Source organism: Methylophaga sp. (genome assembly GCF_030651745.1).
This window is the reverse complement of record NZ_JAUSCC010000020.1, coordinates 1-25,835: the sequence shown is the minus strand read 5'-3', so window position 1 is coordinate 25,835 and position 25,835 is coordinate 1. Positions and strand designations below refer to the sequence as shown.

Sequence of the window (25,835 nt, the reverse complement as noted above, 5' to 3'; positions counted from 1 at the left end):
CTGTTCAATATGTTCAGTTATTCATTAATGCCACTTGTTGCGCCGATACATAAGATTCGAGTTCATCCAGAGTTTGTTGTTGCGCAGCAGTCAGTTCCTGCTGCCGACATTCGGCCAATGCACTGTTAAAGGTCTCAAAGGTTAGTCCAGCCGAACTGCTTGCGGTCAATTTGTTACGACAGAACTGTTGCCATTGTTCGGTTTCGGCTTCACTCAGTGATTCCGGCCAGTTGCGAGCACGGTAGCGAAACAGCATTTCCGGCAACCGCGGCTCATTAAACGGAATCGATAAAGTGCCCAATTGATCGGGGCTGGCTTCACGAATCAGTGTCATCTTATTTTTGTCACTGTCATCAAAGAAGCCACCGCCATACAGGCTGGCATCGACATCATCAATTTCATCAAAGGATTTCTGGCTGAACACGGCCTGTAATTTCTTTTGTAAAGAATCCCCAGCCTCACGTAATTGTTGCAGATGTTGATGACTTAATTCGCGATCAATCTGCAGGCGCTGCGCCGCCGCATCATCCAGCGTGGCTGCTGGCACAATGACCGGACACTTATTTATATGCACAGTTTTTAATGCCGGACGTGAAACGCCTTCGGGAAGATCTTTGGTTGGCGTGAACAACCACTGTCGAATGGTATCGGCATCCTGTTCCAGTAACGCCGAAGGATCATGGCGAAGGTCATAGACAATAATACCGTTACTGTTATTAGGCTCTTTGGCTAAAGGTACGACTAAGGCAGTATTGCAGTATTCTGATGGGTACATCCTGGAAGTGTGTAACACCGGATCAGCCTGATGAAGATTAAGTAACGGCGCTAATTGCTGTTTACGACGTAACTGATAAATATAGTCATATAACTTGGGCTGGCGATCTTTGATCAATTTTGCCAGTGCGATAGTGGCGTAAACATCTACCAACGCGTCATGGGCTCCCTGATGTTCGATACCATTTGCTGCGGTTAATGCTTCCAGACGAAAACTAGGTTGACCATCTTCACGATTAGGCCATTCGATACCTTCCGGGCGCAAAGCGCGAGTGAGGCGCACCATATCAATAATGTCCCAGCGCGAATTACCGTTTTGCCATTCACGGGCATAGGCATCGTAAAAATTACGAAACAACGCAAAGCGGGTGAATTCATCATCAAAACGCAGACTGTTATAACCTACCCCACAGGTGCCGGGCTGAGATAGTTCAGCATGGATCTGTTTAATGAACTCGGCTTCAGTCAGACCTTCCTGCAAAGCTTTTTGAGGGGTAATGCCAGTGATTAAACTGGCCATTGGATGAGGCAATACATCAGCCGCTGGCTTGCAGTAAATCATTAACGGTTCACCGATGATATTCAGATCTTCATCGGTACGCACACCGGCGAACTGTAATGGCCGATCAAAGCGTGGATCGGTACCCGTCGTCTCATAATCGTGCCAGTACAGTGTATTCATTTATAAGCTCGCCAGTACCAGTTCAGCTGCTGCCAAAGTGGCTTCGATTTCATCATCACCATGTGCCGCAGAAACAAAACCTGCTTCATAAGCAGAAGGAGCGAGATAAACACCCCGATCCAGCATACCGTGATAAAACTTTTTAAAGCGTTCCTGATCACATTGGGTGACCTGTTCAAAAAACTGCACGTTTTCAATGTCAGTGAAGAAAAAGCCAAACATACCGCCAACTTGATTAACACTCATCGGAATGCCTGCAGCATCCGCTTTTTGTTTCAGGCCATTAGCTAATTTAGCGGTCTGCTGACTGAGGCGATCATGAAAACCGGGTTGTTGAACCAATTTCAAAGTAGCCAGGCCTGCTGCCATAGCTACTGGATTACCGGATAAGGTTCCTGCCTGATATACCGGACCAAGTGGCGCAATGGAATGCATCACATCTTTCCGGCCACCAAATGCGCCTACCGGTAAACCACCACCTACGACTTTGCCTAACGTGGTGAGATCGGGTTTGATTTGATAATGTTCCTGAGCTCCACCCAGGGCCACTCGGAAACCGGTCATCACTTCATCAAATATCAACAGACTGCCGTATTCATCACAGACTTCACGCAGGCCTTCGAGAAAGCCTGGAATCGGCGGAATACAGTTCATATTGCCGGCAACCGGTTCAACGATAATGCAGGCGACCTGATTACCGACTTCAGCAAAACACTGTTTTACCGATTCGATATCGTTGTAACGTAGAGTAATAGTGTGTTCTGCAATGGCCTTCGGCACACCAGCTGAGGAGGGTTCGCCAAGGGTTAATGCACCACTGCCAGCTTTTACCAATAAAGAGTCTGCATGACCGTGATAGCAGCCTTCAAATTTAACGATTTTGTCACGGCCGGTATGGCCGCGGGCGAGGCGGATGGCACTCATAGTCGCTTCAGTACCAGAGCTGACCATACGCACCATTTCCATTGAAGGTACTAATTTACACAGCAAATCCGCCATCTCGGTTTCAATCGCCGTGGGGGCGCCATAACCAAGACCATTTGCGCACATTAGCTGAACGGCTTCAATAACTTGCGGATGCGCATGACCGGCAATCATCGGTCCCCAGGAGCCGATATAATCAATATAATTTTTGCCTTCCACATCAGTGAGCCAGGCACCTTTTGCGCTGCTGAAAAATACCGGATCACCACCGACACCTTTGAATGCACGGACCGGTGAATTGACACCACCTGGGATATGTTTTTGAGCCTGAAGGAAAAGTTGTTGATTGCTTTGCGCTTGCATTTACAGAGTCCTGATTTGATGATGTGCGATAATTGTAGGTCAATTTGATTTTTCATAGTCACAACAATGCCACTATGAACGTTCAACAGGCCTTAGCCTATCACAGCGAGATAACTGACCCGACATGAGCCTGAAACTGCGTTTACTGATCATTGTAACCTTGATCCTGATTTTCAACTTTGTCGCCGCAGGCTACTTTATGATCCAGAATGCCCGCCAGGCAGTGGCTGCCGAAATGGCATCCAGTACCCAACTGGCACGGGGATTATTGATCAATGCCTTACCGACATTACGTTTTTCCAATGATCTGAGTGAACGGGTCACCCTGATCGTCGATAGTGTGCGTCATACTCGACATATTCGTGCCTGGTTTGAAGATATGAATGGGCAACCGCTAATCGGTCATGAAGAAGGCGTGCCGTTTACCAATAAACCTGATGCACCGGACTGGTTTATTCGTTTGATGGAACCCGAAGCGGTTGCCTTCAGGCGACTGATCACCCGTGGCAGTCAGTCATATGGTTATCTGGTAGTTGAAGCAGATCCCAGTGATGAAGTCACCGAAGTTTGGCGCGATATGGAAACCTTGTTATTTTTGGGTTTGTTTTTCCTTACCGTGATTTCCAGCCTGATCTATTTGGCGTTATTACATGGTTTAAGGCCATTACAGCAATTAGCCGACGCATTGGGGCATCTGGAAAAAGGCGATTTTCATGCGCGGGTAGATACCGGCGGTGCCAAAGAATTAAAACCGATCCAGATTCGTTTTAATCACATGGCCGATGTGTTGGAAACCACCATGGCTGAAAACCATGCGTTGGCTGGCAATATGCTGACCTTGCAGGAGTCCGAACGGCGTGATCTGGCCCGCGAATTACATGATGAGCTGGCACCTTGTCTGTTTGGTATACGCGTGGATCTGGCTGAAATTGAGCGTATCGCCATTGAAAACAAATTGCCGGATGTTGAAGAAAAGGTCAGTTCGGTTAAATTAATCACCAGTCATATCCAATCACTGGTCCGCAAAATGCTCAGTCGTTTGCGTCCGATGACATTGGATGATTTAGGTTTGGTGGAAGCATTGCGTGATATGTTGCATAACTGGCGTGATCGACAACCGGAAATTGATTGGGAGTGGGACTTTATTGGCGATTTCAATGGTCTTGCAGATACATTGCAGGTTACCGTGTATCGTGTCGTTCAGGAATGTACTACCAACTGTGTGCGGCATGCCGAAGCCAGCCATGTGCGGGTTGAAGTGAAGCGCGAAAAACAATATATAAAGGTAACTGTCACCGATGATGGTAAAGGTCTGGACACATCTGCTGTTAAAGGCTTTGGTTTGATCGGTATGCGAGAGAGGGTCTCGGCATTAGGTGGTAAGATTGCGTTTGATACTGCCGAAGGTCAGGGTTTGCAGGTACGGGTAATGATCCCTATGAAGAGTGAAAATAAAAAATGAAACCAAACATCACAATCCTTGTAGTAGACGATCATCCGATTGTCAGAGCTGGCTGCCGGCAGTTAATCCAACAAATTCCCTCGGCCAAAGTGGTTGAAGCCGAAACTGGCGAGGAAGGCTACCGGATGTTTCAGGAACTGTATCCGGATATGGTGTTATTGGATATCACGTTGCCTGGGGTAGGTGGTCTTGAAGTATTACGCCGCATTCGTGCCAATCGCGATACCGCCAAGGTATTAATGTTCAGCATGCATGAAGATCCAGTGTTTGCCTCTCGGGCTATGCAAGCTGGAGCACGCGGTTATATCACCAAGAACAATGCGGCAGATCATCTGGTCGAAGCCGTCAGTAAAGTGCTCGAAGGCAAAATATATCTCAGTCCAGATATGGCCCAGCAATTGGCAATGTTGAATATTGATGCCGGTACCAGTGCGCTAAGTGATCTGTCACGACGTGAATTGGAAATTTTACGCTTGCTGGGCGAAGGCAAGAGCATGAATGAAATTTCGGACGTTTTAGGCATCAGTTATAAAACAGTTGCCAATAACCTGACACAGATAAAAGGCAAACTGGATATCAATAAAACAGCTGAGCTGATGCGTTTTGCCATCAGTCATGGTTTATCGTCCTAAGGCTTTGTATTTACATGTATGTTTTTGAAAAGGAACATATTCCCGTTTTAAAAGGAGAAGTCGCTCATGGCGAATGAGCTTGCATTCAGTAAGCTGTATCACAAGTCCATAGGAATGTTCAGCTTCTATTGTCTTATATTTCTCTCTCCTTCTATGAAGGTTTAGCCAGACCAAACGGTCTGGCTTTTTTTTGGTTTTTTTTGCACTTTTTCTTTAACTGTTCGTCTAAATGATAAGAGATCGCATTTAGGCTTTCCACGGTGCGTATTCTCTTGATAAGATGTCGCTTTCATTTCCACCGCCGACATCCGGTAACACAAGGAAAATTTTATGCAATTTAATTTCAGCCGACTATGTTGCCTGCTGGGCATCTGGTTGGTGCCTTCATTCACCTATGCTGGTGCATTGGATCAAACTATTGATCAACAAGTGCAAACTGATACTGCAGCACAACGTACTCAGCAACAGATTGATAATCTGGATGATCAAACGCGTGAACTGCTCGCCGAGTACCGCAGTGTATTAAATCAAAAAGAAAGTCTGGCGGCTTATAACAGCCAGCTTGAACAATTGGTGTCTTCTCAACAAGACGAACTGCTCTCAGTCGAAGCTCAGTTAGCCAATATCGATACTACACAACGCGATATCGTGCCATTGATGCTCAAAATGGTGGAGGTGATTGAGCAGTTCGTTGAATTGGATACTCCGTTTTTACCTGAAGAACGTCTGAGCCGTATTGAACAATTAAAAACGATGATGGCTCGGGCCGATGTGAATCTGGCTGAAAAATTCCGCCGTATTTTTGAAGCCTATCAGGTCGAAACAGAATATGGACGTACTTTGGAAGCCTATCAAGGAGAACTGGAAACAGAAGATCGCACTCGTACAGTAGATTTCCTGCGTGTAGGCCGAATGGGGCTTTATTACCTGACATTGGATCAACGTGAAGCAGGTATGTGGGATCAAGATAGCAGAACTTGGCAGCCGCTTTCGCGAGATTCCATTCAGTCAATTATTCAAGGTTTGAAAGTGGCTCGTAAACAATTGCCACCTGATTTATTAACCCTGCCGGTAAGAACGCCAGAGGCGATCCAATGAGAAGTATTTCTACATTAATTATTTTTTTGATGGCCATGCCATTCTCTGTAATGGCAGAGGATAAACCGGTCAACCTCGACCAGCTGCTGGATCAAGTCAAACGTGAACGTGTCATTGAACAAGAGCAAAATCGCTTACGTGAGGCAGAATTTCTGCAAGCACGTGACCGTCAGGCACAATTACTGGCACAGGCAAAAGCCGATTTAGCAGCGGAAGAACGCCGTACTGAAAGGCTCAACGACCAATTTGAAGAGAATGAATTTAAATTGGCAGAGCAAGAATCACTGTTGCAGGAGCGTTCTGGTTCACTGGGTGAGCTGTTTGGCTCAGTTCGTCAGATGGCAAATGACAGTCGTGCGGTTATTGAAACCTCAATGACCAGTGTGCAATATCCGGAACGTATTGCTTTTCTGTCTGGATTGAGTGAACGCAAACAACAACCGAGTATCGATGAATTACGAGAACTGTGGTTGGTGTTACAACATGAAATGACGCATTCAGGCAAAGTTGAACAGTTTCAAGCGCAGGTGATTACTGCCAATGGCGAAGTTGCCGAGCGAAACGTAACCCGAGTTGGTGTGTTTACGGCTTTCAGTGATGGCAAGTTTCTGCGTTATATGTCGGAAAACCAAAACCTGGTAGAACTGGCTAGACAACCCGTTCAGCGGTTACGCGATCAAATCCAAGCTTTCGAAAACAGTGATGCCGGTAAAATCCAAACAGTCGTGGTCGATCCGACACGTGGTGCCATCATGGCGTTACTGGTGCAAACACCTGATTTACGTGAACGTATTCAACAAGGTGGCTGGATCGGCTATATCATCCTGATTTTGGGGGCGATTGGTTTGCTGATTGCACTGATTCGCTTTGTGACCTTGATGCGCTTGGAGCACGGTGTCAACAAGCAGCAGAAAGCCAAAGAGCCGGATATGAAAAATCCGCTGGGACGAATTCTGTCAGTGTATAGCGACAAAATTGCCCAGGACGTGGAAACATTGTCATTAAAACTGGACGAAGCGATTCTTCGCGAAACGCCAAGTATCGAACGAGGTTTGGTGACGTTGGCAATTTTGGCGGCGGTAGCACCCATGTTGGGGCTGCTGGGTACGGTTTCAGGCATGATTGAAACCTTCCAGGCCATCACCTTATTTGGTACTGGCGATCCGAAACTGATGTCAGGTGGTATTTCACAAGCACTGGTGACCACAGAGTTAGGTTTGGCAGTAGCGATACCTATTTTATTAATCCATAGCGCTTTATCGAGCAAAAGCAATCGTCTGATTCAGATCCTTGATGAAGAAAGTGCAGCGATTGTCGCTCGTAACGCTGAAACACAAACAAAACACCGTGACGGATAATCTCTTTCAGATACAGCTGCTGCTGGAAAGCGGTGGGACGGTGCTGTGGCTGATTTTGCTGGCCTCCGTGCTGATGTGGACACTGATTATTGAACGCTACGTGTTTATCTGGTTTCTGCATCCACGTGAAGTACGAAAGATGATGGATGAATGGCATCAGCGTGAAGATTTGGCCAGCTGGTATGCACAGCAAATTCGCCAGGGCATGATCGCCGAAAGCCGGGTGATGTTGGAGCGTTTTCTAATCGTGATTCGTACACTGACAGTGGCCTTACCGATGCTGGGTTTATTGGGCACCGTACATGGCATGATTCAGACCTTCGATGTAATGACTGTTTTTGGAACGGGAAATACTCGCGGTATGGCCGGTGGCATTTCAGTGGCATTAATAACAACGATGGGTGGTTTGCTGACCGCTTTATCAGGGCTCTATTTCATTACTCAGCTGGAACAGCGTGTCGCCAGAGAAGTCAATAACGTGGCTGACGCCCTACGCAGAGATTAGGAAAGTTTATGCGAAAAAGACATTCCCGTCGCCAAAGCGGCGGTATAGCTGAAATCAACATGACACCGTTAATTGATATGGTGTTTATATTGCTGATATTTTTTATCGTTACCACCTCGTTTGTTAAAGAAACCGGTGTTGATGTAAATCGTCCATCAGCCAAAACGGCGGTGGAAAAAGAGCGTGCCAATATCCTGATTTCAATCAGAGAAAATGATGAAATCTGGATGGATCAGCGGCAAATTGATCGGCGTGCTGTTCGGGCCAATGTCGAACGTATGTATGCAGAAAATCCGGAAGGCTCGGTGATTATTCTGGCCGATGAAAATGCGAAAACCGGTTTATTGATAGAGGTCATGGATCAGGCACGTTTGGCGGGAGTTGCGAATGTCTCAATTGCTGCTGAACGAGACTAGTCGCGGAGAATCACCGGCTATGCGGATCTTGATTGGATTAGTGCTGGCTATAATGGTTAATTATGGTCTGTTTACTTTAATGAAAGAAATGACCACTTCCGATAGCAATCTTTATCGTGATGATAATGAAATGCTGGTGCTGGATTTTATACGCCTCAAACAGGAAGAAACTCTGCCTGAGACGATAAAACGCGAGATCCCGAAAAAACCACCACCGCCGGAAGAGCCACCGCCGCCGACACCTACCACGGCACCGAAAATGACGCAGCCTAATGTTCAGCAGCCCAAAATGGATATGCCGAGGATTGATGTACCGCTGAATATTGCCGGCCAGCCTTACCTCGGTGACTTCAGTGCTGAACCGGCACCGGCGCCATCACCCATGCCAGCGCAAGCCGGCCCACAAATTGATGATGAAGTGGTGCCATTAGTACGCATCCCGCCTAATTACCCACGAGTTGCACAACGACGTGGTATAGAAGGTGTGGTGACCGTGGCCTTTACAATAACGCGTGATGGGCAGGTTAAAGATCCTGTTGTGGTGTCAGCCAATCCGGAGAATGTATTTGATAATGCAGCGATGACGGCCATTCTCAAATGGAAGTTCAAGCCGAAAGTGGTTGATGGTGAGCCGGTTGAACGTCGGGCAACCCAGGAAATTGAATTCAAGCTGGCCAGATAATGATGAACAAACTTAATCAGAAATTCGCTTTGCTGACCTTGCTAAGTTGCTTGGTTTGGCCTGTTTCAGTATTGGCAAATGACTATTTGCTGACTGAAAAAACCTACAATGCATTGAGTGCTGCTCAGGAAAAAATGGAGCAGCAGCAATATCGTCAGGCTGAAGCCGACCTGAAAAAACTGGTTGGTGAGACTGAAGCGGGCTCCTACGAACGTGCGGTAGTGTTACAGACCTTGGGCTATCTGTATTCTGAAACTGAGCAATACAAACTGGCCGCTGAACAGTTTGAACAGGCGTTAGCACTCAATGCCTTACCTGAAAACGTAACTCATAACCTGCGTTATAACCTGGCGCAGCTGTTAATTAGTGATGGAAAGTACCAGAAAGGCATCGACTTGCTAACGCAATGGTTAAAAGATGAGCCGCAGGCAAGCAGCAATGCGTATGTTTTGCTGGCAACGGCTCATTACCAGATAAATCAGTTTAGCAAAGCAGTAGAAGCCATTCGTATTGCTATTCAGCGTGATAAGGCGCCGAAAGAGAATTGGTATAGATTGCAATTAGGTGCTCATATGGAAATGCAGCAATACGATCAGTCGATCAAGGTGCTGGAAATTTTAATCGAACGTTTTCCAGTCAATAAAACCTATTGGGATCAACTGGCGGCATTATATGCACAGCAGGAAAAAGGTCTGACTTCACTGGCGGTGCAGATGCTGGCCAAACGCCTCAACATGGGCGATAAAGACACGGTATTACGCTTGGCGAATATGTACCGGTATTTGAATATCCCCTATAAATCTGCTCAGCTGTTACAGAAGTCTATGGATGACGGAGTGATTGAGCGTAATTTCAAAAATCTTGAAGCCTTGGCGGATAGCTGGTTGGCGGCCAGAGAAAATCAAAATGCCACACAGGTACTTGCTAGAATGCAGTCCATGGATGCGTCGGGTGAAACCGATTTAAAACTCGCCAGAGTCTTTATCAGCATGGAAGAATGGTCAGAAGCTGCTGGGCCATTACAACAAAGTCTGGAAAAATTACCGCAAGATAAACGCGGCCAGGCATGGATGCTTTCTGGAATGGTCAATTATCATTTAGGCAATATGGAACAATCCGAACAGCATCTGAATCGTGCTCTGGCCTATAGCGAAGTGCGTAATCAGGCTTCACAATGGCTGAGACATTTGCAGAATACGCGGCCGGACAAGGAAGATGCCTGAAACCGCATTGAGCGAACTGAAAGCTCAGCTGGTTCAGCATTATCACTGGCTGCGCCAGTACGGTTGTAATGACTCGCATAGTGGCAATGCATCATTGCGTTGGCATAATCAGATCTGGGTGACACCAACCGGCTGCTGTGCAGACACCTTAACTCCGGAAATGCTGGTGCTGTGCGATATAGAAGGCCAGATTGGCGAAGGTGCTTCGTTGGATGCGCCGCTTCATATAGCGACTTATCAACACAATCCCGCAGCCAAAGCCGTGATTCATAGCCATGGACCGCATGCCATTGCCATGACTATGAGTGGTGAAGATTTTATTCCTCAGGATTTTGAAGGTCAGTTTTATTTTCCTAAAGTACCGGTTATCTCGATTGATTATGCCGAGTATGTTGAGAAATCCCCAGTTGCGGTAGCCCAAGGTCTGTCGGGTCATAAAGTTGTCATTGTTCGCGGGCATGGTGTGTATGCCTGTGCAGAAACCATCAATTTGGCATATAAGTGGAGTTGTTCGGTCGAGCTCTCTGCAAAAACGGCCTGGCTCGCTGCCCAGTTATAATCGGCTTTCCACGAAACCAATTGCTAAAGATTAAGTCAGATTATCTCTCTCAGATATCCTAAAAGGGATTTTTGCCTCATGACTGCTGAACAAGCCTTCTCTTTTTCTCATTCTGAACACACTATTTTGCGTACTCCTCGGTTGGATCAAAAAGACACAGAAGCCATGCGCGCCGAACTCGCAATCTACTTTAATGCGACGTTCGAACGCTATGAATCCCTGTTTGGAACATTGAAATCGGAAGAAGGTTTTTATCAGAAAAGTATTCCGTTACGTCATCCATTAATCTTTTACTATGGCCACACGGCGACTTTTTTTGTAAATAAACTGTTATTGGCTGGTTTGTTAACACAGCGTATCAATCCTCGTTTTGAATCCATGTTTGCTGTTGGAGTGGATGAAATGAGTTGGGATGACCTCAATGAGGCTCATTATGACTGGCCGACAGTTGCCGAGGTTAAAGCCTATCGTCAGCAAGTCAAAAATACCGTGAACCAGCTGATTCAAAACGCACCACTGAGCTTACCGATTAATTGGGAAAATCCCTGGTGGGCGATAGTGATGTGTATTGAGCATGAAAATATTCACCTGGAAACCTCTTCCGTTTTAATACGACAGCAACAACTACAGTGGGTGCAATCTCAAGCTGAATGGAAAGCCTGTGATATTAGCGGGGCTGCACCGGAGAACAGGTTATTGCCTGTAGACGCCGGTGGCGTAAAACTGGGAAAAGCATTTGATGATGGCTATTACGGCTGGGATAACGAATACGGCCAGCATCAGGCCGAAGTTGCAGCGTTTAAGGCGGCAAGGTATCTGGTCAGTAATCAGGAGTTTCTGGCGTTTGTTGAAGCGGGTGGTTATCTGCAACAACAGTATTGGCTGGAAGAGGGACTACAGTGGCGGGAATTTACTCAAGCTGAGCATCCAACATTCTGGATTAAATCCGAGCAAGGCTGGCAGCTGCGATTAATGACTGAAGTAGTGCCGATGCGCTGGGATTGGCCAGTTGAGGTGAATTATCATGAGGCCAAAGCATTCTGCCTTTGGAAAGCCGAAACAACTGGTGAAAATGTACGCTTGCCAACCGAAGATGAATGGTATCGTCTGGCACAAACTGCAAATATTCAGGAGCTCAACCAAGGTCCAGCTCCGGCCAATATTCATCTGGATCATTTTGCTTCGTCCTGTCCGGTCAATCATTTCGTCCAAGGCGATTTTTATGATGTCACAGGCAATGTATGGCAATGGACCGAAACACCGATATATCCATTTGATGGGTCACAAGTGCATCGTTTATATGATGATTTCACTACACCAACTTATGACGGAAAGCACAATCTGATTAAAGGTGGCAGCTGGATTTCTTGTGGCAATGAGACGCGCCTTTCTGCACGTTATGCTTTTCGCAGACACTTTTTTCAACATGCCGGTTTTCGCTATGTCGTATCCGACGCATCTGTGGTGAATCTCGATTCAAATTACGAAACCGATAAAATGCTCTCGGAGTACGCCGAATTTCACTATGGTGAAAGCTATTTTGATGTACCCAACTTTCAAAAATCCATTGCCCAAATCGCCATTCAGAAAATGGCAGACAAACCAGCAAGACGTGCTCTTGATCTGGGATGTGCGGTGGGCCGAGCCAGTTTTGAATTAGCTAAACACTTTGATCATGTTACCGGTATTGATTTCTCGGCACGTTTGATCAACCTCGGGGTGCAGCTGAAACGGGATGGGGTGATCCGCTACGCCGTTGTCGATGAAGGTGATTTATTGCTGTATCGCGAACAACGGCTGACTAATTTCAATCTGCAGGATAGTGCTCATAAAGTCGATTTTATGCAGGGAGATGCCTGTAATCTGAAAGCGGTTTACAGCAATTATGATCTGGTTTTGGCGGCAAATTTACTGGATCGACTGTATGACCCGATTTTATTCTTAAAACAGATCCATCAACGTATCAATGCCGGTGGACTGTTAGTACTGACTTCACCCTATACCTGGCTGGAAGAACACACGGAAAAAGCCAATTGGCTGGGCGGCTTTAAAAAAGACGGCGAAAGTTTTTCTACACTGGATGGGATAAAGAGTTTACTGGAGCAAAACTTTAACTTGATTGATGGACCTTTTTCGCAAGCGTTTGTTATTCGTGAAACCCGACGTAAATTCCAGCATACTCTGTCAGAGGTGACTATCTGGGAACGTCGTAATGACGAAAATTGATTTTGACCAGCCGATAGATCGCAGCGGCACGAATAGTCTTAAATACGATGCACGCCAGCGTTTATTTGGACGGGATGACGCGATTCCGTTATGGGTGGCAGATATGGATTTTGCTGCTCCCGATGCGGTGACTAAAGCGTTAGTAGATCGAGCACAACATCCGGTTTATGGTTATAGCGAATATCCAGCAGCCCTATATGAAGCAACCCGGCTGTGGTTTTTACGGCGGCATAACTGGTCTATTGAAGCTGACAATATTCTCATCTGTCCCGGTGTCGTGCCTTCATTGCATGCGACTATCATGGCGCTGACCGAAAAGCAGGATCAGGTCATCGTCCAACCGCCTGTGTATTTTCCGTTCTTTTCCGCAGTGAAAGAAACCCATCGAGAGTTGGTATTAAACCCATTAATTCTGCTCGATGACCAGTATCAGATTAATTTTGAACAATTGGCTACCCAGGCTGCAGAAGGGGCCAAAATGCTGCTGTTATGTTCTCCGCATAACCCGGGAGGGCGGGTCTGGACTGAGACTGAATTACAGCAGCTGCTGGATATAGCCAGACAATATCAATTGATTATTGTTAGTGATGAGATTCATGCCGACTTGGTTTTCACTGGGCACAAGCATATTCCGTTGGCATCTTTAACCAATGATGTGCCAGTCATTACCGCCGTTTCAGCCAGCAAAACCTTCAATATTGCCGGTTTGGGTATGTCGATGTTGATTGTGTCGAACCCACAACATAAACAAGCGATTGAAGAAGTATTTAATTCATGGCATGTCAGCGCAGCGAATCCATTTAGTATTGAAGCAACAATAGCTGCATACCAAAATGGCGATGAATGGTTGGATCAAGTTCTGGCATATTTGCAGCGAACTTATGAATGGGTACAGCAGTTTTTTGCTGAACATTTACCGAAGATACGTGTATTACCATTGCAATCGACCTATCTAATATGGCTGGATTGCCATGCTTTGCAGCTTAATGACAGCCAGCTGAGAGCTTTTTTTGTGCAGCAGGCTGGTGTCGCGATGAACCCGGGGTTAATGTTTGGCGAGGGTGGCAGTGGTTTTATGAGAATGAATATTGCGGCGCCCAGAACTGTTATTCAACAAGCTTGTCAGCATATTGTCGCCGCTTGGCAAAAAGTTGTAATAGCGGAATCTACAGAACAGAATTAAACGCGCTGGAAGTGTTCGATAACAACGATTTTCTTCAACAAGGTGAGGTTGGTGATGGAACAGATTATTGGGGATGCAGCAGGCAAAATCTGGAAATATTTGCAATTGAACGGTGCGACCAGCACCACAAAGCTGGCAACGGCTTGTGAACTTGATATCAAGTTAGTACAGCGGGCGCTTGGCTGGCTGGCCAGAGAAGATAAACTGGTGTCAATCCAAAAAGGACGCACGGAATTTATCGACTTGAAAGAAAGTTAATCTGCCGCAACAATTTCCTTCACACTAAACGCACCTCTGACACTGCCGATACTGAAGCCGGTGGCCTGATCATCAGGGTAAAGTTTGTTTAATTCTGCTTGAATCTGATCAGGTATTTTTTCACCGTGGCAGGTAATGCAGACTAAATCCGTGCCGATGGCTTTCATTACGCGGCGTTGTTTATCACCATCAATATCAACTTGCTCGCTGAAACGCAGCTGTTTGATGGTTTCCCCTTTTTCCAAACGGTTATTGAAATCCTGCAGCACCTTTTTTTCCCATTCATCGGGGGTGTTATCGGGATTTCTCACTTTTAATGAAGTTCGACTGACATCAAGATTGTATTTTTCGGAAACCTGCTGGGCGACTCTTGGGGCAATATCTTTACATACCGCGATGGTTTTAACCGAACCGTCTGTTTGCATTGATAACATCAAGGCGGATTTGAGGGTTTCGGCAAATTCTTTTATCGCCTGATTGGCCTGCTTTTCAAAATCTTTTGCATCGTCAGCATGCAGCGGAGCAGAGAATAACAGGATGGTGAACACAAGAATCGGTCGAATATTCATAATATTACTCCGCGCTGAGTCGTTAAAATGCATTGCCTTTAGGAATATTAAACTTTTTGAGCAACATCGCCAGTGGGCAGAAACCGGTAAAGGCTGCCTGTAACATATTTAAGCCTACAAATGCAGTGAACCACAGCCAGTAAATATGATGCAACTGTGAAAGCAACAAACTTATCAGAATGAAACTTCCTGCAAAGGCAAAAACCATTTTATCTATATTCATGTCGCTCTCCTTGTAAATTAGTGTTTTCTAATATTAGATAATAGTTATATGTTATGCAAGCTTAGTTATTTCATTGCAAGAGTTTAGATGCTTGTACATCTGGCTTTTATCCTGCTAACCTTCGGGCAACTTGAATTTTTTGACTAAGAGAAAATGACCAATATCTACGACGCTTCGGCAATTGAGGTTCTAACGGGATTGGATCCGGTCAGAAAGCGACCTGGTATGTATACCGATACCACAAGGCCGAATCATCTGGCTCAGGAAGTCATTGATAACAGTGTTGACGAAGCAATGGCTGGTCACGCTACCAATATTGAAGTCATCCTACATCCAGACAATTCGCTTGAAGTAATAGATGATGGACGCGGCATGCCGGTGGATATTCACCCTGAAGAAGGCGTGCCTGGTGTTGAAGTCATTCTGACCCGATTACATGCCGGCGGTAAGTTTTCCAATAAAAATTATCGTTTCTCCGGTGGTCTGCATGGCGTGGGTGTCTCCGTTGTTAACGCCTTATCCAAACGGCTGGAAGTCAATATCCGCCGGGATGGCGTCAGTTACAGTATCGCCTTTGAAAATGGTTTATTGGTTGAATCGTTAAAAGAAACCGGTACCGTTGGCAAAAAAAATACCGGTACCAGTGTACGGTTCTGGCCGGATACCAGTTTCTTTGATGCGCCCAAATTTCTAGTCTCCCGACTGCGTCATGTGCTGCGAGCCAAAGCGGTATTGTGTCCAGGTTTAGTGGTTACTTTTGCAGATTTAAGCAGCCCCGAACAACAAAATGATCGCTGGTGCTATGAAGATGGTTTGAACAGTTATCTCGCCAATGCGATGACTGACGTTCCCTGCGTTCCAGCTAAACCGTTTGTCGGACATTTTGCTGATGAAACCCAGGAAGTTGATTGGGCATTAATGTGGCAACTTGAACCAGCCGAGGTGATTGCAGAAAGTTATGTGAATCTGATCCCCACAGCCCAGGGCGGTACCCATGTTAACGGTTTGCGATCAGGCTTATTGGACGCTTTGCGTGAGTTTTGCGAGTTTCGCAGTCTGCTGCCACGTGGGGTAAAACTCTCTGCCGAAGATATCTGGGAACGTTGCAGTTATGTGTTATCGGTCAAATTACAGGATCCACAGTTTTCCGGTCAGACCAAAGAACGTCTGTCTTCCAGACAATGTGCCGGGTTTGTTGCTGGGGCTGTAAAAGATTCATTCAGCCTATGGCTTAATCATCATATTGAAGATGGTGAAAAAATTGCCGAACTGGCGATTAATAATGCCCAATCCCGCTTAAAACAAGCCAAAAAAGTGGTGCGTAAACGGGTGCAGTCCGGTCCGGCATTGCCCGGCAAGCTGGCAGATTGTACTTCTCAGGATCCAGCTCGAACCGAACTGTTTCTGGTGGAAGGCGATTCTGCTGGCGGCAGTGCCAAACAGGGACGGGATCGAGTATTTCAAGCCATCATGCCGTTACGTGGCAAGATCTTGAATACCTGGGAAGTCGAAGCTTCCCAAGTGTTGGCTTCACAAGAGGTTCATGACATAGCCGTTGCAGTAGGCGTTGATCCAGGCTCAGATGATCTCACTGGTCTGCGTTACGGCAAAATTTGTATTCTGGCGGATGCTGACTCGGATGGTGCGCATATTGCCACTTTATTATGTGCGTTATTTGTGCGTCATTTCCGACCTTTGGTTGAGGCCGGTCATATCTGCGTGGCAATGCCGCCGTTATATCGAATCGACGTTGGCAAACAGGTTTTCTACGCGCTGGATGATGAGGAACGCAAAATCATTCTGGACCGTATCGAACGGGATAAAATTAAAGGCAAAGTCAGTATCCAGCGCTTTAAAGGTCTGGGTGAAATGAATCCTTTGCAATTACGTGAAACCACCATGGCCCCCGATACTCGCCGGCTGATTCGTCTGACTATTGATGCCGAGGACGATACCTTTATGATGCTAGATAAATTGCTGGCCAAAAAGCGGGCTGGTGATCGCAAAATCTGGCTGGAACAGCATGGCGATTTGGCTGATGGTTTAATCTGAACTGAGAATTTTAAATGAGTGCATTAGTCGACGATCTGGAACAGCAACCGCTACGTGATTTTACCGAAAAAGCGTATCTGGGATATTCCATGTACGTCATTTTGGATCGGGCCTTGCCGCATCTGGCCGATGGTCTGAAGCCGGTACAACGTCGCATTGTTTATGCGATGTCAGAACTCGGTCTCAGTGCGGTTTCCAAACATAAAAAATCTGCTCGTACTGTGGGTGACGTATTAGGTAAATATCATCCGCATGGCGATTCAGCCTGTTACGAAGCCATGGTGTTGATGGCCCAGCCTTTCTCATATCGCTACACATTGATTGATGGCCAGGGCAACTGGGGCTCAATGGACGATCCCAAATCCTTCGCCGCCATGCGTTATACCGAAGCGCGGCTGGCACCTTATGCTCAAACATTATTAAGTGAATTAGGACAGGGCACCGTCGAATGGATGCCTAACTTTGATGGCACCATGGATGAGCCACAGTTACTGCCTGCACGACTGCCAAATGTATTACTCAATGGTGCCACCGGTATTGCCGTAGGTATGGCGACCGATATCCTGCCGCATAACCTGCGCGAAGTAGTAAATGCCTGTTTGTTATTACTCAAATCACCGAAAAGTACGCTGGATGATTTGTTAACCGAAATTCAGGGACCGGATTTCCCTACCGGCGGTGAAATTGTTTCATCGCCTACAGAGATCCGCCGTATCTATGAAACCGGCCACGGCTCAATTCGCCAGCGGGCGTCATACAAAGTCGAAGAACACGAAGTCATTATTCATGCGCTGCCATATCAGACCTCCGGTGCCAAAGTGTTGGAACAGATTGCCGCGCAAATGAATAATAAAAAGCTGCCTATGGTGGCCGACTTACGTGATGAATCGGATCACGAGCAAGCTGTGCGACTGGTGATTGTGCCGCGATCCAACCGGGTCGATATTGAAAGTCTGATGTTGCATCTGTTTGCTACCACTGATCTGGAACGCAGCTATCGTGTCAATATGAACATGATTGGTCTGGATGGTCGGCCACAGGTGAAAAACCTGCTGCAAATGCTCAGTGAATGGTTAATTTATCGTGTTGAAACGGTACGCCGTCGCTTGCAGTTCCGACTCGATAAAGTGCTGGATCGCATGCATGTGTTGGAAGGCTTGCTGATCGCCTATCTGAATATTGACGAAGTCATTGCGATTATTCGTAATGAAGATGATCCCAAAGCCGAGTTGATGGCGCGGTTTAATCTCAGTGATCGTCAGGCTGAATCCATTCTTGAATTACGTTTGCGTCATTTGGCCAAGCTTGAAGAAATGAAGCTGCAAGGTGAAATGGATGAACTGAGCAAAGAACGTAAATCACTGGAATTATTACTGAGCTCTGATACTCGCTTGAAATCTTTGATCCGCAAAGAATTGACTGCCGATGCTGAAAAATATGGCGATGATAGACGCAGTGAGATCAAACAGCGTGATGCCGCCAAAGCTCTGAATGAAAATGAGTTATTACCGACCGAACCTTTGACCATCGTGTTATCCGCCAGTGGTTGGGTACGGGCTGCCAAAGGCCATGATGTGGATCCGGTGTCATTAAATTACCGTACTGGCGATCGTTATCTGGCATCGGTGAAAACTCGCAGTAATCAGCAAGTGGTGTTCCTGGATGAAAGTGGACGCAGTTATTCTCTGCCCGCACATACTCTGCCTTCGGCAAGAGGCCAGGGGGAACCATTAAGTGGTCGTCTGCAATCGGCTGCTGAAGTTCGGTTTATTGCAGTGATTGCAGCTGAAAATGAACAGATGGTGCTGTTATCCAATACCGCCGGTTATGGTTTTGTCACCCGCTTTGATAATTTACTGGCCAAAAACAAAGCCGGTAAAGCGCTGTTTAATCTGCCGGAAAAAGCCAGTTTGTTACCACCATTAGTGCTGGATAGCAAAACACCTCAGCAACTTGCTGTAGCAGCGGGAGATGGTCGTTTGTTAGTGTTCCCGATCAGTGAAGTGCCAGAATTGAATAAAGGCAAAGGCGTTCGGCTGATTAATATTCCGCAGGCCCGTTTCAGCAGCGGTCAGGAATGGTTGCAATCGGTAACGTTGATTCCGGAAAACTACAGTCTGACGCTGCATGCCGGGCGTCGTCATCTGACACTCAAAACAGCTGATTTGCAGCATTATGCTGGTGAGCGCGGCAAACGTGGACATAAATTACCTCGGGGACTACAAAAAGTAACTGCAGTCGAAGTAGCCGAGTAAAAAACTCGGTTACTTGTTATCCTATTAGGCTCAAATCAACAAGCCTGATAGAGATGCTGGACTTACCTTCTGATCATTTTTCCGTAACTGCTGTATTGCTGAAAAAAGCCAGTCAGCACCGCTGGGCCAAACATTCCTGGTCATTACTCGGGGTAATGCCTGGACTGAGTGAAGCCAAATTATCCGATGCGCAGGCTCAAGGTGAACTGCTGTTTTTTCCTGATTTACATCTGCGATTATTCCGCCATTACTGTGAAAGTTACTACGTTAATCTGATGTCTGAACAGGCCAAGATCTATTTCATTGGTCGTCTGGAAAATGATTTGTTAACGCCCGTTTTACTTACCGTGGACTTTGATGAAGCCGCTTCGTATATGGAGGCCGGTGATCAGGTGTTCGATGCGCCCTTGCCTGATGAATTATGTATTTGGCTGGAACGCTTTCTGCTCTATCATTACGCACCACAAGCTCCGAAGAAACGTCAGCGTCAACGTTGGAAAGACAATGAAGGAGACGCATGATGAAAGAAAAATCTGCATCCGAGAATTTCTTATCGCGCTGGTCCCGGCGTAAACAACAATCTGAAACGCTGCCAGAACCAGTAACCGAAAATGTGCCTGTCACTGAGCCGCCCGAGTCAACGGTCGCAAAAGATCCAGCCGAATTACCCATATGGCAACGTGAAGATGTTGACCCTGAAACCAAACAACAAGCATTACGCGATTTATTCCGTAAACCCGGTTTTAATAAAACCGACGGACTTGAAGAATACGAAAATGATTACAATTATCATGCTTTTGCTGGCTTGGGTTCAGTGGTTACCCATGAAATGAAGCGGATGTTGGAACGCCAGCTGGCGGCAGATGAAGCCGCAGAGCAAACAAATAAAGTTACTTCAGCTGAAGAAAGCGAATTAGAACAAGACACAAAACCGCGAGATGATCGCGACGAAGAGGATAACCCCATTGCATAACGTGGTTTTGGAAGCAGGGCGAATTGAAATTCATCCTGTGCAATTAATCGAATTTGAATCCCGTGGTCGTTTGTTGATTATTGGTAGTGGCGAAGCGATTTCTGCTGTAGCACCACACTGTCCGCCATTGACAATCAGTGCTGTGATCACGGATGGCGCAACTATCAGTAGTGACAATATAACGGTTTTACCAATTGAATTGGTTAGCTTAACCGGCTGGCTAGGCGAGTTTGATGCCATTATTGCTGGGCAAACCTTGCGTTTCGATTTGGTGTTGGATCTGAGTGATTCGCCAATTCTTAAACAAAAAGTGTCGCCTTTAGGTTATTTTGCTCCGGGTGATAATCAACAAGCGTTAGCAGAGGCCTTACAGCAACTTCCCGATCTGATTGGTATTTTCGATAAACCGCGATATTTCCAATACAAAGCAAATATCTGTGCGCATTCCCGACGTGGCTTGAATGGCTGTAATCAATGTCTTGATGCTTGTCCCGCTGAAGCTATCAGTCATGCAGGGGATGAAGTAAGAGTGGATCCCAATTTATGTCAGGGCTGTGGCAGTTGTGTAGCCGTTTGTCCGTCCGGCGCAATGAATTATGCCTTGCCGACACTGGATGTCAGTCTCGAACGTTTACGCGCAATGATGCAGCAATATGCGGAACTGGAAACGCAGTCGCCACATATTTTGATCCATGATGAATCCAACGCTCAAACCCTGCTGGAGATGCGGGGTCATGAACTTGCAAATAATGTAATCACGTTTTCGATTGAAGAAATCGGCGCGTTGAGTATGCCATTCTGGCTAGCCGCAATGGCTTATGGCGCTGCCGATGTGACAGTCTGGGATGCGTTGACTCACAGTGATCATGATTGGCTGGAACTGCAGCAGCAAATGCAGTTAAGTAATGAATTACTCACTGGCATGGGCTATCCCGCGGCGATTTATTGGCATCAGGGCAATGATTTCTCCGCACTGAAAAATCATCTGCAACAGTTGCCGGAAACAAATGCTGTCTCTCCAGGCAGATTTGCCGGTATGGATAATAAACGTCGGGTCAGTACGATGGCTTTAACTCATCTGTATGAACAAGCGCCCGCACCACAAGCCGAAATCAAACTGGAAAAACCTTCGCCATTTGGTGAGATTCTGGTTGATAAACAGGCGTGTACCTTATGTTTGTCTTGTGTTTCGGTCTGTCCTGTAGGTGCATTGGTTGATGGGGTGGATAAACCGCAGCTCAACTTTATTGAAGATTTATGTGTGCAATGCGGCATTTGTGAAACCGCCTGTCCAGAAAATGCCATCACCTTGGCACCACGATATCTTTATCAACGCGATCAGGCGCGCCAGAAACGATTGTTGCATGAAGAAGCCATTTTTCACTGCATCAGTTGTGCAAAACCGTTTGCCACACAAAAGATGATCGATACCATCACTGCTAAATTAAAAGACCATCACATGTTTCAAGGAGCAGCTTTAGAGCAGTTGAAAATGTGTGAAGACTGTCGCGTCAAAGCCATGTTCAGAAAAGGGTAACAGGCATGGAGAATAACGAAGAAAACCAGTGGCGTGCACAAACCTATGCCTTATTAGCATCATTGCTGGCGGCACCTCCACAGCAGGATCTGCTTGATAATATTGGCAGTCTGCAGGTTACTGAACCGGAAAGTCCTCTGGGTCAGGGCTGGCTGGCATTGATTGAATCAGCCAAACAATTTACTGCAGAGCAAATTGCGGATGAATATCAGGTATTGTTTATCGGCCTCGCACAAGGTGAGGTGATTCCTTATGGTTCGTTTTATCAAAGCGGTTTTTTAAATGAAAAACCACTGGCCAGATTACGCGTTGATCTTGGCAAACTGGGATTAGAACGACAGCAGGATAAAGCTGAGCCCGAGGATCATATTGCCGGCGAGTGTGATGTGATGCGCTTGATTTTGACCGCCAACGGCACACCAATTATTGATGATAAGCATTTTTTTAACAGCCATTTACGACCTTGGGCCGCCAAGTTTTTTAATGATTTGGCCAAAGCCAAAAGTGCTGCGTTTTATGCAGGTGTCGCATTATTGGGGAAACAGTTTATCGAGACGGAACTTCAACGTCTTGAACAATGACAGATAGTTTGAAATAGCAGGCGAATCTCCTTGAACAGTAGTGTCGTCTGCGCGATAATTGTGGCTCAATTTTGTTGTCGACGCTGACAACTTCTTGCTTGTCACTGCATTGAATTTCATCCGGAGAAATCCATGACTGCAAAGCCATCAAATAGCCGCAGAGAGTTTCTGCACAAATTGACTGCCACAATTGGTGGAACGGCGACGCTGGCTTTGACAGCAAATACGCTGCAAGCGGCTCCGCAAAAAGTTACTGAAACACCCAACGAACCTGTTCCTGCTGCGAAAGGCTACCAACATACCAAACATGTTGATACCTACTATCAGCTGGCCGACTTTTAAAAGACTGACGTTATGAAACTGACTAAACGTGACCCGGCAGCCATCATTACTGGCGTTTCAGGTGTTAACCGTAGAACCTTTCTGAAAGGTTCAGGTATAGCCGCTGGTGGTGCAGCCTTTATGAGTTTGTTGCCCACCGCGATGATTCAAAAAGCCGATGCTTCCGAACGTCGACAAGCCGCTTATGACGAAGGTGAAATCACCCGGGTACGCAGTGTTTGCAGTCATTGCAGTGTGGGTTGTGGTGTCACCGCTGAAGTCCAAAATGGCGTTTGGATTGGTCAGGAGCCCAGCTTTGACCATCCGTTCAACCTCGGCTCGCATTGCGCCAAAGGTGCTTCGGTTCGCGAACACGGTCATGGTGATAAACGTCTTAAATATCCGATGAAGAAAGTCGATGGCAAATGGCAGCGTTTGTCATGGGAACAAGCCATTGATGAAATCGGCGACCAAATGCTGAAGATTCGTGAAACCTCTGGTCCGGATTCAGTTTACTGGTTGGGTTCGGCAAAATTCAGCAACGAACAGGCTTATCTGTTCCGTAAGTTTGCTGCGTTCTGGGGTACCAATAACGTCGATCATCAAGCTCGTATCTGTCATTCCACCACAGTAGCCGGTGTTGCCAATACCTGGGGCTTTGGGGCAATGACCAACTCGTATAACGATATTCATAATTCCAAAGCCATTTTCATTATTGGCGCGAATCCAGCTGAAGCGCATCCGGTTTCACTGCAACATATTTTCCGTGGTAAAGAACGTGGCGCACCGATCATTGTTGTCGACCCGCGTTTCAGTCGTACCGCGGCACATGCCGATCAATTTATTCGTATCCGTAGCGGTACTGATATTCCGTTTGTCTGGGGCATGCTCTGGCATATTTTTGAAAACGGCTGGGAAGATAAAACCTTTATCGAACAGCGTGTTTTTGGCATGGAAGAAATCCGCAAGGAAGTAGCAAATTGGCCACCTGCTGAAGTTGAACGGGTAACCGGTGCTAAAGAAGCGGATATTTACCAGGCCGCCAAAACCATGGCTGAACATCGTCCCGGTACCGTTATCTGGTGTATGGGGATTACTCAGCATACCGTAGGTAACAGCAACACCCGCGCTTTATGTATTTTGCAATTAGCACTTGGCAATATGGGTGTTTCCGGTGGCGGCACCAACATTTTCCGTGGTCATGATAACGTGCAGGGTGCTACCGATTTTGGTGTGGTTTCCAATAGTTTACCTGGCTATTACGGTTTGGCAGAGGGGGCTTGGGAGCATTGGGCTCGCGTTTGGAATGTCGAGCTGGATTGGATTAAACAAAAATTTGATCAAACCAAATACGAAGAAGTCGAAGGCACCATGGTGTCACCGATGTATACCAACGGTATTACCGTGTCACGCTGGATTGACGGCGTTTTAGAAAATAAAGATAACATCGAGCAGAATGATGCCATCAAAGCGATGGTGTTATGGGGACATGCTCCAAACAGTCAGACCCGTGGCCCGGAAATGAAAGAGGCGATGGAAAAACTGGATCTGCTGGTAGTTGTTGATCCTTATCCTACAGTTTCTGCCGTAATGAACGATCGCACTGATGGCGTGTATTTATTGCCGGCCTCAACCCAGTTTGAAACCTATGGTTCATTGACCTCATCCAACCGTTCAGTGCAATGGCGTTTTCAGGTTATTAAACCATTATTTGAATCTTTGCCTGATCACACCATCATGTACAAATTCGCCAAGAAATTTGGCTTTGAACAAGAGCTGTGCAATCAGATTGAAGTAAATGGTGAAGAACCATTAATCGAAGATATTACCCGCGAATACAACAGAGGCATGTGGGCGGTAGGTTATACCGGCCAATCTCCAGAACGTTTGAAGTTGCAGTCTGAAAATCTGCATACCTTTAACACCACCACATTGAAAGCCGAAGGTGGCCCGTGTGATGGTGAAACCTATGGCCTGCCTTGGCCGTGTTGGGGTACGCCGGAAATGAAACATCCCGGCACGCACATCATGTATGACAATTCAATTCCTGTTGCCGAGGGCGGTGGCCCGTTCCGTGCCCGTTTTGGTGTCGAATATAATGGCGCTAATCTGTTATCTGAAGGTTCCAGCACGGTTGGTGCAGAACTCACCGATGGCTATCCTGAATTTACCGCCGATATGCTCAAAGAGCTGGGCTGGTGGGATGATCTGACGGCCGAAGAAAAAGCCGAAGCCGAAGGTAAGAACTGGAAAACCGACTTGTCTGGAGGTATTCAACGAGTTGCCATTAAGCATGGTTGCGCTCCATACGGTAATGCCAAAGCACGGGCGATAGTCTGGCAGTTCCCGGATCCAGTACCAATTCATCGCGAACCGCTTTATACGACTCGCCGTGATCTGGTTGAAAAATACCCTACCTATGAAGACCGTCGCAGCTTTTATCGTCTGCCAACCCGTTATGGATCAATACAGGCTCAGGATTTCAGCAAAGAATTTCCGTTGATCATGACCAGTGGTCGATTGGTGGAATACGAGGGTGGTGGTGAAGAAACCCGCTCTAACCCTTGGCTGGCTGAATTGCAGCAAGATATGTTTATTGAAATCAACCCAGCTGATGCCAACAATGCCGGTATTAAAGACGGTCAGCAGGTTTGGGTCGATGGTCCTGAGGGAGGGACTATTAAAGTAATGGCGATGGTCACTCAGCGTGTTGAACGCGGTGTGGTGTTTATGCCATTCCACTTTGGTGGACACTATCAGGGTAAAGATTTGATTGATAATTATCCGGAAGGCACTGTGCCGCATGTTCGTGGTGAATCGTGTAATACCGTTTTCACTTATGGTTATGACTCTGTTACGGCGATGCAGGAAACCAAAGTTTCCCTCTGTCGTATCCGTGCTGCCTGATTAAGGGGATTGCTAAATGGCTCGAATGAAGTTTTTGTGTGATGCCGAGCGTTGTATTGAATGCAATGCCTG

General features: G+C 46.6%; 24 protein-coding genes. 20 read left to right on the top strand and 4 right to left on the bottom strand.

The genetic code is table 11. From position 1 onward, the window contains the following. Nucleotides 1-13: 13 nt before the first annotated feature. Nucleotides 14-1,456 carry an exodeoxyribonuclease I gene (gene sbcB / locus Q7V21_RS01560; protein ID WP_304915601.1) on the bottom strand — a complete coding sequence of 481 codons (1,443 nt, stop codon included), beginning with the start codon at nt 1,454-1,456 and terminating at the stop codon, nt 14-16. Beyond that, nucleotides 1,457-2,743 (bottom strand): glutamate-1-semialdehyde 2,1-aminomutase, encoded by a 1,287-nt coding sequence (hemL, locus tag Q7V21_RS01555; protein WP_304915600.1) that lies wholly within the window; start codon nt 2,741-2,743, stop codon nt 1,457-1,459. Between the two features lie 124 nt (nt 2,744-2,867). Here hemL and Q7V21_RS01550 point away from each other — a divergent pair, with 124 nt between their 5' ends. The 12 genes from Q7V21_RS01550 (at nt 2,868) to Q7V21_RS01495 (ending at nt 14,345) form a co-directional block, all read left to right on the top strand. Beyond that, a complete protein-coding gene (locus Q7V21_RS01550) occupies nt 2,868-4,205 on the top strand; it encodes a LapD/MoxY N-terminal periplasmic domain-containing protein (protein ID WP_304915599.1) in 1,338 nt (445 codons plus the stop codon). Continuing rightward, entirely contained in the window at nt 4,202-4,837 is a 636-nt protein-coding gene (locus Q7V21_RS01545; protein WP_069296119.1) for a response regulator transcription factor, read from the top strand. The genes Q7V21_RS01550 and Q7V21_RS01545 overlap by 4 nt, the downstream gene beginning before the upstream one ends. Nucleotides 4,838-5,167: 330 nt before the next feature. Continuing rightward, nucleotides 5,168-5,935, top strand: a complete 768-nt coding sequence (locus Q7V21_RS01540; protein WP_304915598.1) for a DUF3450 domain-containing protein — start codon at nt 5,168-5,170, stop codon at nt 5,933-5,935. Further along, a complete protein-coding gene (locus Q7V21_RS01535; protein ID WP_304915597.1) occupies nt 5,932-7,293 on the top strand; it encodes a MotA/TolQ/ExbB proton channel family protein in 1,362 nt (453 codons plus the stop codon). The genes Q7V21_RS01540 and Q7V21_RS01535 overlap by 4 nt, the downstream gene beginning before the upstream one ends. After that, entirely contained in the window at nt 7,283-7,798 is a 516-nt protein-coding gene (locus tag Q7V21_RS01530; protein WP_304915596.1) for a MotA/TolQ/ExbB proton channel family protein, read from the top strand. The genes Q7V21_RS01535 and Q7V21_RS01530 overlap by 11 nt, the downstream gene beginning before the upstream one ends. A gap of 8 nt (nt 7,799-7,806) precedes the next feature. Beyond that, on the top strand, nt 7,807-8,214 hold the full coding sequence (locus Q7V21_RS01525) for a biopolymer transporter ExbD (protein WP_069296122.1): 408 nt from the start codon (nt 7,807-7,809) through the stop codon (nt 8,212-8,214). Then, nucleotides 8,186-8,896 (top strand): energy transducer TonB, encoded by a 711-nt coding sequence (locus tag Q7V21_RS01520; RefSeq protein ID WP_304915595.1) that lies wholly within the window; start codon nt 8,186-8,188, stop codon nt 8,894-8,896. The genes Q7V21_RS01525 and Q7V21_RS01520 overlap by 29 nt, the downstream gene beginning before the upstream one ends. Continuing rightward, nucleotides 8,896-10,119, top strand: coding sequence for a tetratricopeptide repeat protein (locus Q7V21_RS01515; protein ID WP_304915594.1), 1,224 nt, complete (start codon nt 8,896-8,898; stop codon nt 10,117-10,119). Before Q7V21_RS01520 ends, Q7V21_RS01515 begins: the two co-directional genes overlap by 1 nt. Further along, complete coding sequence (locus Q7V21_RS01510) at nt 10,112-10,678, top strand: class II aldolase/adducin family protein (RefSeq protein WP_304915593.1); 567 nt, start codon at nt 10,112-10,114, stop codon at nt 10,676-10,678. The genes Q7V21_RS01515 and Q7V21_RS01510 overlap by 8 nt, the downstream gene beginning before the upstream one ends. Nucleotides 10,679-10,756: 78 nt before the next feature. Next, nucleotides 10,757-12,904 (top strand): 5-histidylcysteine sulfoxide synthase, encoded by a 2,148-nt coding sequence (gene ovoA, locus Q7V21_RS01505; RefSeq protein ID WP_304915592.1) that lies wholly within the window; start codon nt 10,757-10,759, stop codon nt 12,902-12,904. Beyond that, complete coding sequence (locus Q7V21_RS01500) at nt 12,891-14,087, top strand: MalY/PatB family protein (protein ID WP_304915591.1); 1,197 nt, start codon at nt 12,891-12,893, stop codon at nt 14,085-14,087. Before ovoA ends, Q7V21_RS01500 begins: the two co-directional genes overlap by 14 nt. A gap of 54 nt (nt 14,088-14,141) precedes the next feature. After that, nucleotides 14,142-14,345: a winged helix-turn-helix domain-containing protein gene (locus Q7V21_RS01495; protein ID WP_304915590.1), complete on the top strand. Its 204-nt coding sequence runs from the start codon at nt 14,142-14,144 to the stop codon at nt 14,343-14,345. Here the strand turns inward: Q7V21_RS01495 and Q7V21_RS01490 are convergent. Together Q7V21_RS01490 and Q7V21_RS01485 are read right to left on the bottom strand one after the other, a co-directional pair. Then, a complete protein-coding gene (locus Q7V21_RS01490; RefSeq protein WP_304915589.1) occupies nt 14,342-14,914 on the bottom strand; it encodes a DUF3365 domain-containing protein in 573 nt (190 codons plus the stop codon). The two genes, Q7V21_RS01495 and Q7V21_RS01490, sit on opposite strands and share 4 nt — an antisense overlap. 22 nt (nt 14,915-14,936) lie before the next feature. Continuing rightward, entirely contained in the window at nt 14,937-15,137 is a 201-nt protein-coding gene (locus Q7V21_RS01485; protein ID WP_304915588.1) for a DUF2892 domain-containing protein, read from the bottom strand. Between the two features lie 153 nt (nt 15,138-15,290). Between Q7V21_RS01485 and parE the strand changes: the two genes are divergently transcribed. From parE to Q7V21_RS01445, 8 genes are all read left to right on the top strand, one after another. Then, the gene (gene parE, locus Q7V21_RS01480; protein WP_304915587.1) at nt 15,291-17,189 is read left to right on the top strand and encodes a DNA topoisomerase IV subunit B; all 1,899 of its coding nucleotides are present in this window, start codon (nt 15,291-15,293) and stop codon (nt 17,187-17,189) included. Between the two features lie 14 nt (nt 17,190-17,203). After that, complete coding sequence (parC, locus tag Q7V21_RS01475) at nt 17,204-19,444, top strand: DNA topoisomerase IV subunit A (protein ID WP_304915586.1); 2,241 nt, start codon at nt 17,204-17,206, stop codon at nt 19,442-19,444. A gap of 53 nt (nt 19,445-19,497) precedes the next feature. Further along, nucleotides 19,498-19,965 carry a DUF3305 domain-containing protein gene (locus Q7V21_RS01470; RefSeq protein WP_304915585.1) on the top strand — a complete coding sequence of 156 codons (468 nt, stop codon included), beginning with the start codon at nt 19,498-19,500 and terminating at the stop codon, nt 19,963-19,965. After that, on the top strand, nt 19,962-20,417 hold the full coding sequence (locus Q7V21_RS01465) for a DUF3306 domain-containing protein (RefSeq protein WP_304915584.1): 456 nt from the start codon (nt 19,962-19,964) through the stop codon (nt 20,415-20,417). The genes Q7V21_RS01470 and Q7V21_RS01465 overlap by 4 nt, the downstream gene beginning before the upstream one ends. A 1-nt stretch (nt 20,418) precedes the next feature. Next, nucleotides 20,419-21,954, top strand: a complete 1,536-nt coding sequence (locus tag Q7V21_RS01460; RefSeq protein ID WP_304915614.1) for a 4Fe-4S binding protein — start codon at nt 20,419-20,421, stop codon at nt 21,952-21,954. A 5-nt stretch (nt 21,955-21,959) separates the two neighbouring features. Further along, entirely contained in the window at nt 21,960-22,535 is a 576-nt protein-coding gene (locus tag Q7V21_RS01455; protein WP_304915583.1) for a molecular chaperone, read from the top strand. 132 nt (nt 22,536-22,667) lie between these two features. Then, nucleotides 22,668-22,877, top strand: a complete 210-nt coding sequence (locus tag Q7V21_RS01450) for a Tat pathway signal protein (protein WP_304915582.1) — start codon at nt 22,668-22,670, stop codon at nt 22,875-22,877. A 12-nt stretch (nt 22,878-22,889) separates the two neighbouring features. After that, entirely contained in the window at nt 22,890-25,763 is a 2,874-nt protein-coding gene (locus tag Q7V21_RS01445; RefSeq protein ID WP_304915581.1) for a formate dehydrogenase subunit alpha, read from the top strand. The last annotated feature ends 72 nt before the right edge of the window (nt 25,764-25,835 follow it).

Bases quoted from the DNA above. Each gene is read 5' to 3' on its own strand.
- parC (WP_304915586.1), top strand. From the start codon at position 17,204: ATGAGTGCATTAGTCGACGATCTGGAACAGCAACCGCTACGTGATTTT.
- Q7V21_RS01450 (WP_304915582.1), top strand. From the start codon at position 22,668: ATGACTGCAAAGCCATCAAATAGCCGCAGAGAGTTTCTGCACAAATTG.
- Q7V21_RS01490 (WP_304915589.1), bottom strand. From the start codon at position 14,914: ATGAATATTCGACCGATTCTTGTGTTCACCATCCTGTTATTCTCTGCT.
- ovoA (WP_304915592.1), top strand. From the start codon at position 10,757: ATGACTGCTGAACAAGCCTTCTCTTTTTCTCATTCTGAACACACTATT.
- Q7V21_RS01495 (WP_304915590.1), top strand. From the start codon at position 14,142: ATGGAACAGATTATTGGGGATGCAGCAGGCAAAATCTGGAAATATTTG.
- Q7V21_RS01470 (WP_304915585.1), top strand. From the start codon at position 19,498: ATGCTGGACTTACCTTCTGATCATTTTTCCGTAACTGCTGTATTGCTG.
- Q7V21_RS01510 (WP_304915593.1), top strand. From the start codon at position 10,112: ATGCCTGAAACCGCATTGAGCGAACTGAAAGCTCAGCTGGTTCAGCAT.
- Q7V21_RS01465 (WP_304915584.1), top strand. From the start codon at position 19,962: ATGATGAAAGAAAAATCTGCATCCGAGAATTTCTTATCGCGCTGGTCC.
- Q7V21_RS01525 (WP_069296122.1), top strand. From the start codon at position 7,807: ATGCGAAAAAGACATTCCCGTCGCCAAAGCGGCGGTATAGCTGAAATC.
- Q7V21_RS01540 (WP_304915598.1), top strand. From the start codon at position 5,168: ATGCAATTTAATTTCAGCCGACTATGTTGCCTGCTGGGCATCTGGTTG.
- hemL (WP_304915600.1), bottom strand. From the start codon at position 2,743: ATGCAAGCGCAAAGCAATCAACAACTTTTCCTTCAGGCTCAAAAACAT.
- Q7V21_RS01535 (WP_304915597.1), top strand. From the start codon at position 5,932: ATGAGAAGTATTTCTACATTAATTATTTTTTTGATGGCCATGCCATTC.
- Q7V21_RS01545 (WP_069296119.1), top strand. From the start codon at position 4,202: ATGAAACCAAACATCACAATCCTTGTAGTAGACGATCATCCGATTGTC.
- Q7V21_RS01550 (WP_304915599.1), top strand. From the start codon at position 2,868: ATGAGCCTGAAACTGCGTTTACTGATCATTGTAACCTTGATCCTGATT.
- sbcB (WP_304915601.1), bottom strand. From the start codon at position 1,456: ATGAATACACTGTACTGGCACGATTATGAGACGACGGGTACCGATCCA.
- Q7V21_RS01455 (WP_304915583.1), top strand. From the start codon at position 21,960: ATGGAGAATAACGAAGAAAACCAGTGGCGTGCACAAACCTATGCCTTA.
- Q7V21_RS01445 (WP_304915581.1), top strand. From the start codon at position 22,890: ATGAAACTGACTAAACGTGACCCGGCAGCCATCATTACTGGCGTTTCA.
- Q7V21_RS01500 (WP_304915591.1), top strand. From the start codon at position 12,891: ATGACGAAAATTGATTTTGACCAGCCGATAGATCGCAGCGGCACGAAT.
- Q7V21_RS01515 (WP_304915594.1), top strand. From the start codon at position 8,896: ATGATGAACAAACTTAATCAGAAATTCGCTTTGCTGACCTTGCTAAGT.
- Q7V21_RS01485 (WP_304915588.1), bottom strand. From the start codon at position 15,137: ATGAATATAGATAAAATGGTTTTTGCCTTTGCAGGAAGTTTCATTCTG.
- parE (WP_304915587.1), top strand. From the start codon at position 15,291: ATGACCAATATCTACGACGCTTCGGCAATTGAGGTTCTAACGGGATTG.
- Q7V21_RS01520 (WP_304915595.1), top strand. From the start codon at position 8,186: ATGTCTCAATTGCTGCTGAACGAGACTAGTCGCGGAGAATCACCGGCT.